Annotated in this window: 14 protein-coding genes and 1 tRNA gene; 8 read left to right on the top strand and 7 right to left on the bottom strand. The window is 47.2% G+C overall.

Annotated features, from left to right (window positions below):
• Positions 1-88: 88 nt before the first annotated feature.
• On the bottom strand, positions 89-1339 hold the full coding sequence (gene lysA / locus JX580_RS09950) for a diaminopimelate decarboxylase (RefSeq protein ID WP_248850393.1): 1251 nt from the start codon (positions 1337-1339) through the stop codon (positions 89-91).
• 11 nt (positions 1340-1350) lie between these two features.
• Positions 1351-1515 carry a hypothetical protein gene (locus tag JX580_RS09945; RefSeq protein WP_248850392.1) on the bottom strand — a complete coding sequence of 55 codons (165 nt, stop codon included), beginning with the start codon at positions 1513-1515 and terminating at the stop codon, positions 1351-1353.
• A 74-nt stretch (positions 1516-1589) separates the two neighbouring features.
• On the opposite strand from JX580_RS09945, the gene JX580_RS09940 reads away from it, so the two are divergent.
• The 3 genes from JX580_RS09940 to coaBC are packed head-to-tail and all read left to right on the top strand — an operon-like array spanning position 1590 to position 3850.
• Positions 1590-2249 carry an alpha/beta hydrolase gene (locus tag JX580_RS09940; protein ID WP_248850391.1) on the top strand — a complete coding sequence of 220 codons (660 nt, stop codon included), beginning with the start codon at positions 1590-1592 and terminating at the stop codon, positions 2247-2249.
• Positions 2250-2654 (top strand): acyl-CoA thioesterase, encoded by a 405-nt coding sequence (locus JX580_RS09935; protein ID WP_248850390.1) that lies wholly within the window; start codon positions 2250-2252, stop codon positions 2652-2654.
• The gene (coaBC, locus tag JX580_RS09930; protein ID WP_248850389.1) at positions 2651-3850 is read left to right on the top strand and encodes a bifunctional phosphopantothenoylcysteine decarboxylase/phosphopantothenate--cysteine ligase CoaBC; all 1200 of its coding nucleotides are present in this window, start codon (positions 2651-2653) and stop codon (positions 3848-3850) included. Before JX580_RS09935 ends, coaBC begins: the two co-directional genes overlap by 4 nt.
• Here coaBC and JX580_RS09925 read toward each other — a convergent pair.
• Positions 3825-4208: a DUF302 domain-containing protein gene (locus JX580_RS09925; RefSeq protein ID WP_248850388.1), complete on the bottom strand. Its 384-nt coding sequence runs from the start codon at positions 4206-4208 to the stop codon at positions 3825-3827. The genes coaBC and JX580_RS09925 overlap by 26 nt on opposite strands.
• A gap of 66 nt (positions 4209-4274) precedes the next feature.
• Entirely contained in the window at positions 4275-5048 is a 774-nt protein-coding gene (locus tag JX580_RS09920) for a DUF4395 family protein (RefSeq protein WP_248850387.1), read from the bottom strand.
• 173 nt (positions 5049-5221) lie between these two features.
• On the opposite strand from JX580_RS09920, the gene dut reads away from it, so the two are divergent.
• The 4 genes from dut to JX580_RS09900 all read left to right on the top strand — a co-directional run bounded on the left by dut (position 5222) and on the right by JX580_RS09900 (position 8620).
• Positions 5222-5683: a dUTP diphosphatase gene (gene dut / locus JX580_RS09915; protein ID WP_248850386.1), complete on the top strand. Its 462-nt coding sequence runs from the start codon at positions 5222-5224 to the stop codon at positions 5681-5683.
• On the top strand, positions 5683-7065 hold the full coding sequence (locus JX580_RS09910; RefSeq protein ID WP_248850385.1) for a phosphomannomutase/phosphoglucomutase: 1383 nt from the start codon (positions 5683-5685) through the stop codon (positions 7063-7065). The genes dut and JX580_RS09910 overlap by 1 nt, the downstream gene beginning before the upstream one ends.
• Positions 7066-7180: 115 nt before the next feature.
• Positions 7181-7257 (top strand) — tRNA-Met (locus JX580_RS09905).
• A 172-nt stretch (positions 7258-7429) separates the two neighbouring features.
• Positions 7430-8620 carry an ATP-binding protein gene (locus tag JX580_RS09900; protein ID WP_248850384.1) on the top strand — a complete coding sequence of 397 codons (1191 nt, stop codon included), beginning with the start codon at positions 7430-7432 and terminating at the stop codon, positions 8618-8620.
• 226 nt (positions 8621-8846) lie between these two features.
• Here JX580_RS09900 and JX580_RS09895 read toward each other — a convergent pair whose 3' ends face one another.
• The 3 genes from JX580_RS09895 to JX580_RS09885 are packed head-to-tail and all read right to left on the bottom strand — an operon-like array spanning position 8847 to position 14095.
• Positions 8847-12155 carry a DEAD/DEAH box helicase gene (locus JX580_RS09895; RefSeq protein ID WP_248850383.1) on the bottom strand — a complete coding sequence of 1103 codons (3309 nt, stop codon included), beginning with the start codon at positions 12153-12155 and terminating at the stop codon, positions 8847-8849.
• On the bottom strand, positions 12152-13525 hold the full coding sequence (locus tag JX580_RS09890; protein ID WP_248850382.1) for a TRAP transporter large permease: 1374 nt from the start codon (positions 13523-13525) through the stop codon (positions 12152-12154). Before JX580_RS09890 ends, JX580_RS09895 begins: the two co-directional genes overlap by 4 nt.
• Complete coding sequence (locus JX580_RS09885; protein WP_248850381.1) at positions 13526-14095, bottom strand: TRAP transporter small permease subunit; 570 nt, start codon at positions 14093-14095, stop codon at positions 13526-13528.
• Positions 14096-14181: 86 nt separating this feature from the next.
• Here JX580_RS09885 and JX580_RS09880 point away from each other — a divergent pair, with 86 nt between their 5' ends.
• Complete coding sequence (locus tag JX580_RS09880; RefSeq protein ID WP_248850380.1) at positions 14182-15567, top strand: ribonuclease J; 1386 nt, start codon at positions 14182-14184, stop codon at positions 15565-15567.
• The last annotated feature ends 19 nt before the right edge of the window (positions 15568-15586 follow it).

Genomic DNA, 15586 nt, shown 5'->3' with positions numbered 1-15586 from the left:
TAACCCGATGGAGATGCTGGTTGAACAAACAGGTTCAACCAGCCGTGTTGATGAAGCTTAGTGTCTTTTGGTTGTGTTAGAGAAGTGTTTAGTCAATTAAGCGTTCTGAGCCCATTAAATCTTCATAGGTTTCCCGCGGGCGTACCAACCAGGCCTGGTTGCCTTGCACCATGATTTCTGCCGCACGCGGTCGGGTGTTGTAGTTCGAGCTCATGGTAAATCCATAGGCTCCGGCTGACATCACCGCGAGTAAATCACCGGCTTTTAAATTTAGCGTGCGATCCTTGCCTAAAAAATCACCGGTTTCACACACCGGGCCGACTAAATCCCAGCTGGCATCGACGCCGTCATTGCGTGGTGCTACCGCAATAATGTTTTGATAGGCTTGGTAAAGCGCCGGGCGGATTAAGTCGTTCATGGCGGCATCAATAATCGCAAAGTGTTTGTGTTCGGTGGGTTTGAGGTATTCGACTTCGGTAACCAAAATGCCGGCATTACCCGCAATCGCACGACCGGGTTCGATAATTACCTCGACAGTTGGGTCGTTAAGTTGGTTCAGCAAGGCTTGGATATAATCAGCAATCGCAGGCGGGGTTTGGTCGGTGTAGCGAATGCCTAAGCCGCCGCCTAAATCAAGATGGTGAATCTCAATACCCTGTTCGCTAAGCTGCTGTTTAAGTTGCAGCACTTTTTTCAGCGCATCGACAAACGGGGCAATCTCGGTAAGCTGTGAACCAATATGGCAATCGATGCCGATAATTTTAATATGTGAACAGGCTAGGGCTTGTTGATAGAGTGCGGGGGCGGTTTGAATATCGACACCAAACTTATTTTCTTTGAGGCCGGTAGAAATATAAGGGTGCGTTTTGGCATCGACATCGGGATTGACGCGAATAGAAATCGGCGCGATCTTATCCATCCGTTGCGCAACCGTTTGGATGCGTTGTAGTTCGGCGTGGGACTCTAGGTTAAAGCAACGAATGCCGACATCCAAGGCGCGTTCGATTTCGACTTCCTTTTTCGCTACACCCGAAAACACTACTTTGCTTGGCTCACCGCCAGCGCGCAGTACCCGCTCTAATTCGCCTTGCGATACGATATCAAAGCCTGAACCGAGTTTGGCGAGGGTTTGCAGCACGGCCAAGTTTGAATTGGTTTTAACCGCATAGCACACAAGATGGGGTTGGTTGCCGAAGGCCTGATCAAAATCCTGCCAGCGGCTTTCTAATTCGGTGCGAGAATAAACATAAAGCGGGGTGCCGTATTGTTGAGCCAGTTCGGTGACGCAAACCTGTTCGGTAAAAAGTTGGTTATTTTGATAATGAAATGCGGCGGTCATCTGCGATCCTTTTATAAAGCGTTTGCTGGGTAGTGTGTCTGTGTCAGGGTTATTTGCGCATCGGGCAAGCTAAGCGGGGCTTTTTTGCCACAACCACTTAATCCTAAAACCAGGCTAATTGCACAGACTGTAACCAGGCCTGGTTGAAAAAAACAGCGCAACAAATTTAAACACATGTGCAGGCTCCGACCTGAGGCGTTAAAATGACGCTATTTTAACAGACTTTATTATCAGACTATAGGATCGAATCATGGCAGAGGATTTGCCGATTATTGTAGAGCCGTCAATTCCCGCAAAAGCGGCCGTCATTTGGTTGCATGGCTTAGGTGCAGATGGCGCGGATTTTGTCGATATCGTGCCAAGTTTAGGTTTAGCCGAGGAACAGGGTATTCGGTTTATATTTCCGCATGCGCCAGTTCAGCCAGTGACGATTAATGGTGGCATGGCGATGCGTTCTTGGTTTGATATTCGCTCGATGGATATTTTAAATGATGTTGATTCAGCTGGGATTCGGGTGTCGTGCCATCAGGTGTATAAACTGATTGAGCAGCAACGTGACCTAGGTATTAGCAGCGATAAGATAGCGATTGCCGGATTTTCACAAGGCGGATTGATTGCATTGCATGCAGGCTTGAGTTATGACCATCCTTTGGCCGGTGTGATGGCGTTATCTACTTGGTGCCCGTTGGTGGAACAGTTTTATTTGCACCGTGAGATGCCGATTTTTATCGCCCATGGTCAACAGGATCCTGTGGTGCCGTTTGAATTGGGCGCCAAGGCGCGAGATGATTTAACGGCGAAGGGCTATCAAGTTGAATGGCAGGCATATCCAATGGCGCATCAGGTGTGTATGGATGAAATTGAAGCGATCGGCGCTTGGTTGCGTCGAGTGCTGGTGGAGGCGGAATAGATGTTTATACTAACCATGCGGGTCCGCGATTATGAATGTGACATTCAAGGCGTAGTGAATAACAGTGTCTATCAAAATTATCTTGAGCATTCGCGCCATGAGTTCTTGCTGGCAAATAAGATAAATTTTGCCGAGATCACCGCGCGCGGTATTAATCTGGTGGTAACCCGTGCGGAACTGGATTATAAAGCGTCGCTCAAGCCGCAAGATGATTTTTATATTACCGTTGAATGTGTGCGAGAATCACGCCTAAAGTTTGCGTTTATTCAGCATATTTATCGCAGTGCGGATGATAAATTGGTAATGCAGGCCAAGGTGATCGGTACCGGGGTCAACGCCAAAGGCCGCCCGGAAATTCCGCCTGAGCTCGAACAGGTGTTTTTGCCACAGGAAGCGCGCGCATGAAGATTTTACTGGGTGTAAGTGGTGGGATTGCGGCTTACAAGGCACTGGAATTGGTGCGGCTCTGGATCAAGGCAGGGCATCAGGTGCAGGTGGTGATGACCGAGGGCGCGAAGCAGTTTATTGCGCCCTTGTCATTCCAAGCCTTATCCGGTAATAAAGTACGTGACAGCCTATTTGATTTGGAGCAGGAAGATGCGATGGGGCATATTGCGCTGGCGCGTTGGCCGGATGTGATTGTGTTGGCACCGGCTTCAGCGGATCTGTTAGCACGTTTGCGCGCTGGCATGGCCGATGATTTACTTACTACTCTGTGCTTGGCGACCGATAAGCCGATTATGTTTGCACCGGCGATGAATCGATTAATGTGGGCGAACCCTGCAACCCAAGAAAATATCGTTGCTTTGCAGCAGCGCGGTTGGGCGATGATTTCACCGGAGTCAGGAGAACAAGCCTGTGGAGAAGTGGGGGCAGGGCGTTTGGCAGAGCCATTGACTATCGCGGATTTTGTCAGTGGGTTTATGGAAAAAAAAATCGCCACAGCTAACCAGGCCTGGTTAGGAAAACGCGTGTTAATTACCGCAGGCCCTACCTTTGAAGACCTTGATCCGGTGCGGTTTATCGGTAATCGTAGTTCAGGAAAAATGGGTTTTGCGATTGCTCAGCAAGCCGCAGAAATGGGCGCAGAGGTCACACTGATTAGTGGGCCGGTTGCGCTGGCTACCCCACATGGTGTAACACGAATTGACGTGCGCTCAGCTCTGCAGATGTTTGCAGCGGTTCAGCAGCATTATGCGCAGGCGGATGTGATGATTGCCGCCGCCGCCGTGGCAGACTTTCGGGTTGAACAGCCGTCGCAACAAAAAATCAAGAAAACCGCTGATAACGATAGTGTGATTCTAACGCTAGTTAAAAACCCAGACATTATTGCCTGGGTAGCCCAGCAGTCTGATAAACCCTATTTGGTCGGCTTTGCAGCGGAAACAGAAAATCTGCTAGATTACGCGAAAGATAAACTTGTCCGCAAAGGCTTGGACATGATTTGTGCCAATTTAGTGGGTGAGGGTTTGGGTTTTGAAACGGATGATAACTGTTTGACATTGATTACGGCTAATAGAACTCAACGCTTGCCGACCTCAAATAAACATCAGCAAGCGCAGGCATTGTTGGCGTTTATTTTGCCTGTTCTATCATCTTAATAATTTGTTGTTCAACATCCGCAGCAATCTCCGATAAGGCAGCTTCATTCGATAGGGGCGCAAGCATGGCTTGGGGTTTAATCATGCCAATTTTAACCTGCCCATTTTCGCTAAAAACAGAAATACGACAAGGCAGCGCCATATTCAAATTGATGTCAATCGCTAAAACTTTAGACGCTTGCCCAGGGTTGCAGACTTCAAATACCCTACATTGTTCGCTAAAGTCAAAGCCTTTTGAGCGTAGTGTTTGACCGAGATCGTGAATATGCAATACGCCAAATTTATGGTCAGCTACGGCCTTAGACAGGTCTTCACAAGCTTGGTCAAAAGGTTTGTTAGTGTCAGCAATATAATACATGGGGAATCCTTGGTCATTCGTCAATATAATCTGTAATATTAACCCTTCGGTTTTGGTTCGGCAAGCCTAATCGCCGCCATTGGGCGTTTTGTTTTGAGCTTGGCGCTCTTTGTGGCGACGCGCGATTTCATCCCAGTCTATATTGTTACAGCTCTCACATTCTTCTTTGATGATGCCGACCTTAACCAGTAACCAATGCACCTTGCAGCCGACACAGAACCCAAGCACGGCTTCCATCCACATAAACCCTAAACATAGCCATACCAAGGTCGTGGGAATCCAAAAAGGCATATATTGCACGTGAGTGGGTAAGGTCATTTCACCGGTTATCGCATTCACCCAGCGCGCAAAAACCTCTGGATTAAAGAAAATCAAACAAACAATAATCAGAATAGAGCCAATAGTCCAAGCAAAACGTTTAGGCACTAGGGGTTTCCAAACGGCCGGTTTATTTGCGGCTAAAAGACTCGAAATAAGAATCGTGGGTGATAGTCGAGATAGATGTTTCGACATGCCGGCAATCATTTCAAACAAGGCATAAAACAGTACATAGGTTTGAATCGTCCAATCGAAAGTACGGCGAATCGCTTCAACCTGATAAATAATATTGCCATCCCAATCGATTTCATAGGTATCTACCGAAGTATTACCATCTACAATCCAATTGGATACATAAATAGCATCCCATAGGGTGAGCCCCATGTAGAGTGGGATGACCAGCAAAATACCGGCACGAATTCTTACAGCAGTATCATTAATGTAGAGAGTCGATTCTCGTGGGTCGCGGAACCATAGGTTTTTAAAGGCGTTCAGGTAGGCCACTAGGTAGTTTTGTAACATAATTGACACCTGTATATGTTTAAGTAACTGAAAGAAGAAACTAAGATCCAGTGTAGTATTAGCAAATGCTAATTTCCAATAGAAAAGCTTGATACGGCTATTTGACTAATCTTGGTTTAAGATTACGGTAAAATCAGCGGCTTATTTTAATGATTAAACAAGGAGCCTTGTCTATGACCCTTCAGGTTGAGTATAAAATTTTAGATCCACGATTAGGCAATGAAATTGAAATGCCGCATTATGCTACCAGCGGTTCAGCCGGTTTAGATTTACGGGCTTGTATTGACACGCCGCTAACCGTTAACCCAGGCGAAACGGTATTGATTCCAACGGGTTTGGCAATACATTTGGATGATGCAGGCCTGGCGGCGATGATTTTACCCCGTTCGGGTTTGGGGCATAAACATGGCATGGTGTTAGGCAATTTAGTCGGCTTAATTGATTCGGACTACCAGGGTGAACTCAAGGTTTCTTGCTGGAATCGAGGCGATAAGCCTTATGAAATTCAAGTTGGTGAGCGCATTGCGCAAATGGTGATCGTACCGGTATTACAGCCGGTGTTTACCAAGGTAGATGAGTTTGGTGAAAACACAGCGCGAGGTGCAGGCGGCTTTGGTCATACGGGCGTACATTAATGGCGTTTGTATTTAATCCGCGAATCTTTCGCGAATATGATATTCGAGGACGGGTGGCGACGGATTTAACCCCGGCCTTAGCCGAACAGGTTGGCTGGGCTTTAGGCGCGCAACTGGTAGCGCTTAAGCAGTCTAAGGTGATTATCGGGCGCGATGGCCGGTTATCGAGTGAAGATTTGTCAAAGGCCCTGGCGCAAGGTTTGTTAGCCAGTGGCATTGACGTGGTTGATTTAGGCATGGTGACCACGCCAATGGTTTATTTTGCCGCCAAAACCCTGCCAGGAGTGAATTCATGTGTGGTGATAACAGGCTCGCATAATCCACCGGATTACAACGGCATTAAAATGGTGCTGGATGATGTCACCTTGTCAGGGGCAGCGATTCAATCTTTGGCTGAACGGATTAGGCAGCAGGATTATGTTGAAGGACAAGGCGGTTATTCGAAATTAACCATTTTTGATGATTATCAACAGACTATTCATCGCCGAATAAAGCTGGCAAGGCCGTTAAAGATTGTGGTTGATGCCGGTAATGGGGTGGCCGGTGCAACCAGTCCGGCCATTCTTCGAGGTCTTGGCTGCGAGGTGATTGAATTATTTTGTCAGGTTGATGGTCGTTTTCCTAACCACCATCCTGACCCCGCGCAACCTAAAAATCTAGCTGACTTAATAGAAGCTGTAAAGCGTCATCAGGCTGACATCGGCTTAGCCTTTGACGGCGATGGCGATCGTTGTGGGGTGGTGGACGAACAGGGGCAGGTGTTGTATGCAGATCGTCAGATGATGCTCTATGCAGAAGATGTCTTACATCACCAACCGGGTGCAACGATTTTGTTTGACATTAAATGTTCCTCGTTACTTGCCAAACATATTCAACGTTTTGGCGGTCAACCACTGATGTGGAAAACTGGTCATTCTCTAATGAAAGCCAAAATGCGTGAAACCGGCGCAGCCCTCGGCGGCGAGTTATCAGGTCACTTATTTTTTGCTGATCACTGGTTTGGTTTTGATGATGGAACCTACTCCGCTGCCAGAATGTTGCAGATCGTAGCAGCCCAAACACGGCTTGCTAGTCAATTATTTGCTGAACTACCTAAAGGCTATTCAACGCCCGAGCTTGAACTCCAGTTTGAGGAAGGGGGCGCACATGCTTTTATGCAAACCCTGCTTGCAAGCCCCCAGTTTCCAGACGCAGAACTTTGCACCCTTGATGGGTTAAGAGCAGACTTTAAGCAAGGCTGGGGTCTGGTACGTGCCTCGAATACCTCATCGAACCTTGTCATGCGATTTGAAGGAGAAACGCCCGCGGCTTTAGAAAGGGTTAAGCAACAATTTCGTGAAGCACTGCTAGCGGTTAATTCAGAATTAAATCTTCCGTTTTAATACAAGGCGACGGAAATTTGGCGAAGTGCCAGGCCTGCTAAGCTTGATGACAAAAAATAAAATACGATCTAGCCATTGACAAATAAAACCGATTCACTATAATACCGCCATCTTTGGCTACATAGCTCAGTTGGTTAGAGCACATCACTCATAATGATGGGGTCCCAGGTTCGAATCCCGGTGTAGCCACCATTTTCAAGAAAAGCCCGTCCTACACGGGCTTTTTTTATGCCCTCAATAACCTAAAATCAATAACTTAGCGCGGCTTTAAGTAAAAATTTATAATCAGTTCAAGTTTATACCTAAATTGACTATAATTAACAAAATTTGTTAATTAGTGAATATTTTGTTAAAGGTGAGTTTTATGGATCCCCGTTACAATCCCTTTGCGCCGGGTGCAGGCACACCACCACCGGAATTAGCAGGTCGTGACGATATTATCGAACGCGCCACGATTTCATTGCATCGTATTGCAGCCGGTCGAGCTGCGCGAAGCGTGGTGCTCTATGGGCTGCGAGGTGTCGGTAAAACGGTGTTGCTGCATAAACTTACCGATATTGCTGAAGCTGAAGGCTATTTGTCGGTCATTATAGAAGCGCCTGAGGATCGTTCTTTGGCGGCAATGTTGGGGCCGTCATTACGTACAGCTTTAATCAAAATGAGCAAGCTTAACCAAGCTAAAGCAGTGATGTCAAGCTCACTCAGCAAAGCTAAAAGTGCGCTGGCCGGTTTTATTAAAGCCGCTAAGGTGCGCTTTGATGACGTTGAAGTCAACATTAACTTTGATTTTGAAGAAGGTTTGGCGGATAGTGGCGACTTCGAAAGTGACCTCACTGATTTGATTGTGCATGTGGGGGAGTCTGCCAAACATCATAAAAAACCGATTGTGTTGGTCATTGATGAATTGCAGTATGTGCCTGAAGAACAATTATCTGCCCTGATCGCCGCGTTACACCGAGCGAGTCAAAAACAATTGCCGATTACCTTGCTGGGTGCAGGCCTGCCTCAGTTGCTTGGTCAAATGGGTAAAGCCAAATCCTATGCTGAACGCCTGTTTGAGTTCGTATCCATTGATGCACTGGATAATGAATCCGCAAAACAAGCCATTCAAATTCCGCTGGAACATGAATCAACCCAAATTACGGATGACGCGATTGACGAAATTATTGCGCAAACAAAAGGTTATCCCTATTTTATTCAGGAGTGGGGTAAGCATGTTTGGGATTTAGCCGAATCTTCACCTATTCAAAAAAAGGATGCATTAAATGCTACGGATGTGGCGTTATCAGAATTAGATGACAGCTTTTTTAGGGTTCGGTTTGACCGTCTAACCCCTGCTGAAAAACGCTATATGCGGGCGATGGCCGAACTTGGCGAAGGGCCACATCGTTCCAGTGATATTTCTGAGCTGCTAGGTAAGGGGGCATCGGCTGTTGCGCCTATTCGAGCAAGGTTAATTCTCAAGGGAATGATCTATAGCCCATCCCATGGTGACACGGCTTTTACCGTGCCATTGTTTGATGGATTTATGAAGCGGATTATGCCGGAGTTTTAGTGGGGAGCGGGTAAACTATGTTGGATTGTTATGTTTCATATTTAGTCATATAAACTCAGAATTTTTTGGGGTCAAAATAGGCGTAAAATCAACGCTAAGTCCATTAAGCCCTTTAATATACTGAATGTTGTAGCGAACAGAATATTTAAAAGCTGAACAGAAATGTTCGGCTTTTTTTGTTTTTGGCATGGCGACATGGGGCAAGCCTTTAAAAGGCTTGCTGCTTTTAAGGGTTGGGTTTTAAAAGGTCTAGCAGGTCGGCTGCAGCGAGATTGAGGGTGCCTTGGTCGTCGGTTTTTTGTTGGTCGTAGAGCTTGTCCTGTAGTTGTTGTTTTTTTGCTTGTAGCTCGAGAATTTTTTGCTCGATGCTGTTGGCGACAACCAGCTTGTAAACAAACACTTCTTTGTTTTGCCCAATGCGGTAAGCGCGGTCGGTTGCTTGATTTTCTACCGCCGGATTCCACCAAGGGTCGTAATGAATTACGGTATCGGCTTCGGTCAAATTGAGCCCCACGCCTCCGGCTTTGAGGCTGATTAGGAAAACACGCGTTTCACCCTGTTTAAAGCGATTGATCTCCTGCTCACGTTGTTTGGTTTGACCCGTTAGCAGGCTAAAGACAATGTTCTGTTTTTTCAGAGCGTCGCCAATGATTTTTAGCATACTGCTGAATTGAGAAAAGATAATCACCTTGTGGTCACCTTCAAGTAGGTCGTCGAGCAGCTCTAATAAAAGTTCTAGTTTTGCCGAATGTTTAACCTTTTTAGCCGCGTCAATTTTGACCAGGCCTGGATCACAGCAAACTTGGCGTAATTTGAGCAGGGCGTCAAGCAAGGTAATTTGTGACTTGGCTAAGCCTTTTTCGGCAACGGTTTGGCGAACTTTTTCTTCCATCGTGACTCGAATAGTTTCATAGAGTTTAGCCTGCGCGCTATCAAACTCTACGGTTTTGATGATCTCGGTTTTGTCGGGCAATTCCTGAACAACCTGATGTTTGGTGCGGCGTAATAAAAAAGGCGCAACCTTGCGGGTGAGGTGTTGTTGGATTGTGCGATCGTTTTCGATTTCAATCGGTTTTTGGTAGTTTTGTTTAAATTGGAGTTGGTTGCCTAAAAAACCGGGCATCAGGAAGTTAAACAAGGCCCAGAGTTCACCTAGATGATTTTCTACCGGTGTACCGGTTAGGCATAAACGTGCATGGCTATTCAGCTCCATTAAGGCGGCATAGAGTTTGGTGCGTGGGTTTTTAATCTTTTGGGCTTCGTCGAGTATCAGTAGCTTAAAATCCTGTTGTTTGAGTTGTTCTATGTCGCGTGGCAACAAGGGGTAGGTGGTTAATACGATGTCAGCTTGGGCGATTTGGTCGAAAGCTTCTGCCCGGTCGCTGCCATGCAGGGTAAGTAGCTTCAACTCCGGTGTGAACCTATGCGCTTCAGATTTCCAGTTGCCGATTAAAGAGGTGGGCACAATTAATAAAGCCGGTAGGTTAAGTTCGCCTTGTTGCTTTAAATGCAATAACCAGCTAAGAGTTTGTAGGGTTTTGCCCAGCCCCATGTCGTCAGCCAGTACACCATTAAAACCGTGGTCGTAGAGAAATTGCAACCAGCTTAAACCAAATGCCTGATAGGGGCGCAGGGTGGCATTGAGATTAGCCAGCGGCCTGATGGTTTCAATTTGGGTAAAATTTTTAAGTTTTTCTGCCAGTTGTAATAGTTTATTATCGCCTAACCATTTGATCGGTGTGTTGGCTAGGCCTGCTATTAGGTGTGCGTCAAACGGCTGGATATCGAGTCCTTTGTTAAGCGGTTTTTTTTGGTATAGCTGGAGTAGGGTTTCAAACAAGGGCGCGACATCAGTTTTTGGAATTTGTAATACTTCGCTAGGGTTGATTTGAAACAGCAGGGTTTCCGGCATTTGGTCGGTGCGATCATAACTGCGAAGCAGGCTTTCTAGCAGCGGTGCCATTGGCAGGGTTTTACCTTTAACCTGGATATTAAAGCTTAGGTTAAACCAGTCGTTTTTCGTTTCCGATTCAATCCGCATTTCATCGGCTTCTACCAGATCTAACCAGGCCTGGTCAAAGCCTTCCAGCTCCCAACCCTGGCTTGTCAGTTCAGGTAACAGGGCTTGAAAGTTAAGATAGTTTTCAAGGCCGATGGGGGTGTCCGTTGGGCCGTCTTTAAGCAGGGCGATAAAGGGCTGTGAGGTGTCGAGTGGGTCAGGCGCTAGTGCTTCTAAATAGGGTTCGAGCTGTTCAATGGCGGCTAATTCAGCCTTTAGGTCGCGATGGATTTCGAGTTGAATGTTATCCACGCGCTGTTTAATCACTTCATGGTGCGGATAGTGTGCTAATACATAGGTGTCATAGATAAAGTTGAGTTCAAAATAGGGGCGCGGCAAAGGCTCTGTCATAACCAGAAGTGGTCTAGGTTTTTCAACGATTTTTTTAAACTCGATACCGACCGGTTTGGGCAGTTGGCTGAAGTTTTTACTGGGTTTAGCTTTAGCTTGAACCCGGTAAAAATGGTCTAAAAGTTCATTATATTGCTTTTGGTTGAGCCAGGGCAGTTGCAAAATCTGGGCTAAGATCGGTGTAGGTATCGGGGCGTTAACTTTTTGCGCCGTCCCAAGTTGGTGGTTAATCATAATCGGTGGATCACACAGCACTAAAAACTGATCGTCACTGATTTCCAGCTTGAGTTGGTGCAGGCCATTTTGTTCGTGGTGCTCAAACTCGAGCTGATAGGTTTGAGCTTGCCAATTCAGTGGCTGTTCTTGCGTTTTAAAGTAACAGCGCCCTGTCTCAATCAGCGCACGCAGCAAGGGGTAACCGTTTGGTTTCATGAATTTGATGTGTTGAATGTGCCACGAGTTATCGGCAACCGCAAGCATCAGGCGCGCGAGTGCATGGTTTTCTGTCAGGCCTTTAAATGAAAATTGGCTGTAGAAATTATAGAGCGCCATTGATTTGGGTTTAGCCAGATTGCCGCGCGCGGTAAAGTGGTGGCGCGTGATTCTTATATCACTGACAGGTGTATGGGGATCGGACCAGGCCTGGTTATGGTCATTAAACACATGAAAATGGAACCATTCATCCGGGTCGTCCTCTATTAGAGTTTGATGTTCTATTTCCCTAATCAGTTTTCTAAATTCGCTATCGCGCATATTTATAGCATTTGATGCGCTTGCGATTTCACGAATCGGCTGTTTGCCATGCTCTGCCATCAGATGATAGCAAATCGCTGCGGCGTGCTTACAGTTGTCTCCGACATAGCAATCACAGTTGCCAATGATAATTAATGGATGGTCTGGTCTGTCCGACTCAATCAGAGTTAGGCGTGTGTCATACTGCTCGCCGTTTGAGCCTAGCACCTGAGCTTCGTATTGAAATAAACGTGATTTTGCATCAAAGTTAGGCGTAGGCATTTGCTTCACACTCAGCACCTTGCCTTGCTGATAAACGCCTTTTGCTCGCTTTAGTGTGGCTGAGTCAAAGCTTAATCCAAGCTGATCGTGTGTGAGTTCGGGTGATTTCATTGCAGTATTCCTGGAAGCCAAGTAGCTAGCGAAGGCCAAGCGGCGAGTAAGGTAAGCAGCCCAAGCTGAATAACAATAAACGGCCAAACCCCTTTATAGATGTCGAGGGTTTTGAGGGCATTAGACGCGACGCCACGTAAATAAAACAGCGCAAAACCAAATGGAGGGGTTAAAAATGCGGTTTGCAGGTTAATCGCAATCATAATCGCCAGCCAAACCGGATCTGCGCCCAGCATAAACAGCACCGGCGCGATAATCGGTACCACCACATAGGTGATTTCAATAAAGTCTAAAAAGAAACCTAAAATAAACAAAAATAGCATCGTCAGTAGCATCAAAGTAAACAGCCCACCGGGCAGGTTGCCGAGTAGGTCATGCACTAGGTCATCACCGCCTAGCCCGCGAAACACCAGCGAGAAAAACGCCGCGCCAATAAAAATCAGAAAAATCATACTGGTGAGCTTGAGGGTATTGCGCATCACATACTTCAAGTCGTCGAGCTGAAGTTGGCGTTTTGCCAAGGCTAATAACAATGCGCCGAGTGCGCCTAACGCGCCGGCTTCGGTCGGGGTAGCCATGCCCATAATGATCGAGCCTAGCACCAATAAAATCAGCGCAATCGGCGGTAACAAGCTTTTAATCACCCGCAAGGCCAAACCGGGTTGTGTTGTGGCGGCGGTGGTTTGAAATTTGGGAACACGCTGTGGCTGAAAAAACGCTACGCCGAGCATATAGGCCAAATACAGCCCAACCAGCACCAGGCCTGGTAGTAACGCACCGGCAAACAGATCGCCGACCGAGACGGTTTCAGGGGCGAAAATGCCCTGTTTTAGCTGCGCTTGTTGATAGGCGTTGGAGATGACATCAGCGAGTAAAATCAAAATAATCGAGGGTGGAATAATTTGCCCCAGCGTGCCGCTGGCGCAAATTGTGCCGCTGGCGAGTTTGGGGCAATAGCCTTGTCGCAACATGGTCGGCAAGGCAAGCAGTCCGAGCATCACCACGGTTGCACCGACCAAGCCAGTACTGGCCGCTAATAACGCGCCAACTAAAATCACCGCAATACCTAATCCACCGCGGACACCTTTAAAAACTTCAGCGAGGGTCAATAACAGCTGATCCGCGATTTTCGATTTTTCCAGCATCAGTCCCATAAAAATAAACAAAGGCACGGCCAACAGCGTGGAATTGGTCATTATCGAGTAGATGCGGCTGGGAATCGCCTGAATAAACGCCATGTCAAACACGCCCGCCAGCAGCGCACCGAAGGCGAATAAGATCGAAACCCCGGCCAAGGTAAAGGCCACCGGAAAGCCCACCATGAGTGCGATCAGCACCAATGCAAATAAAACCAGCGATAGCCATTCCATTTACACGCCCTCCGCTAAGTCATCGGCAAAATCCGACGCACTATGTCGCTGATGTTGCGGCGCAAACAGGGTGAGGGCATATTCAGCGATAAAGCTTAGCGTTTGCAGTATCACCAGGCCTGGCATAATTAAAATCAAGGTTTTAAGCAGATACACATAGGCCAAGCCGCTGGCATCAAGCGATTTTTCTTGAATCGCCCAGCTGGCAGCGACATAACTTAAGCCAGCCCAGATAATAAACCCCATCACCGGCAATACAAATAATATCGCCCCGAGCAAATTCACCCAGGCCTGGTGGCGTGGCGATAGCCGTTGATAAAACACATCGACCCGAACATGCTGGTTTTGTTGATAGGTGTAAGCGATGCCAAGCATAAACAAGCTGGCATGGATATAAATTAAGCTTTCATCCAGTTTGCTGTTGCTAAAGTCAAAACCATAACGCAGCAGCACGGTCGCGCTGGTCATCAGCACCAGTGCAAACGCCAGCCAAGCCACCGCATGGCCAAATTGACGTTGTAAGCGGTTTTGCCAAAGGATGAAAAGATTGAGTGATTTAAAAATTGTCATGGTGATTGCGTTTAAAATAATCCCCTATTTTAAAGCCTTTAGCCAAAGCTGGCTAGGGCGCAATACAGGATAAGGCTAAATGTTGGATGTTTAAGTTTTTAACCCAAGCGCAGAATAAACAAGCCATGCCGATTCCCACCAAGCAAGATCTATGGTGTGTGCCCTTGGGCGGGGTGGGTGAAATTGGTCAAAACATGATGATTTATGGTCATGCCGGTCAGTATTTGATGGTCGATTGTGGCATGGGATTTGAGCCGGTAAAAGGCTCAAGTACCCAATTTGAGCGGGTGGTGGCCGACCCCAGTAGTCTGACACCGAACTTGTCACGCTTGCAAGGCATTGTTATTACCCACGGCCATGAGGATCATATTGGCGGTTTGCTGACACTTTGGCCAAAACTACAGGTGCCCATCTATGCCAGCCCGTTTGCTATGGCGCAGATTCAGCGCAAATTTGCTGAATCCGAACAGGAACTCAACCCTACCTTGATCACGATTACGCCTGAGCAGGATTGGGATGTCGGGGTGTTTAGGTTGCGTTGGTTGCCGGTCACCCATTCGATTCCACAGTCGCATAGTCTGCTGGTTTCCACCGAGTTGGGCGATATTTTGCATACCGCTGATTGGAAAATTGATCCACAACCGCTGGTCGATAAGGCGTTTTCAATGACCTCTTTTAGCAGCTTGAATCGACTATTAGCGGTCGTCGGTGATTCGACCAATGCGTTAAAGCCTGGCAAAACGCCTTCTGAAAGCGCGTGTTATGCCGATCTATTAGCCTGCGTTGCGCAGCAGCCCTACCGGGTGGTGGTCAGTTGTTTTAGCTCAAATGTCGCGCGCTTAATTACCTTGGCGCGGGTCGCTAAAGCCAGTGGGCGTTATTTCGCGTTTGCCGGACGGGCTTTGGAACGCATGGTGTCCATCGCTAAACAACTGAATTATTGGCCGGATAATCTAACCCCGATAAGCCTGCATGAAATTGGTTATCTACCGCGCAATGAGGTGATGCTGATTACCACCGGATCACAAGGCGAACCGCGCTCTGGTTTGTGGCGCTTAGCGCGCGGTCAGCATCGGGTTTGTGAACTGGAACCGAACGACACGGTGATTTTTAGCGCGATTAAAATTCCGGATAACCTTGCCCGCATTGACCAATTAATCAGCGCACTACAGCGTTATCACATTAAGGTAATTCATGCCGAAGACCAAGCAAACAAACACCTGCATGTTTCTGGTCACCCATCACAGCAGGATTTAATTGCGCTCTATCAGCAGCTTAAACCGCCATTGTTGATTCCGGTGCATGGCGAGCCGGCTCATTTACAGGCACATGCCGACCTAGTGCTTGAAAAAGGCTTGGCGCAACAGGTTTTGTTGGGTGAAAACGGTGATTTATTTCGGATTAAGCCGTTTGTCAAACACGAGCCTCAGCGGTTAAAGACCGGGCATTTATACATAGATGATAAATTTTAGCAGCGGATTTTGGGGGCAA

The sequence above is a fragment of the Thiomicrospira microaerophila genome (assembly GCF_023278225.1).
GTDB lineage: Bacteria > Pseudomonadota > Gammaproteobacteria > Thiomicrospirales > Thiomicrospiraceae > Thiomicrospira > Thiomicrospira microaerophila_A.
The sequence above is the reverse complement of the archived record's forward strand: the minus strand, read 5'-3'. Positions and strand labels throughout refer to the sequence as shown.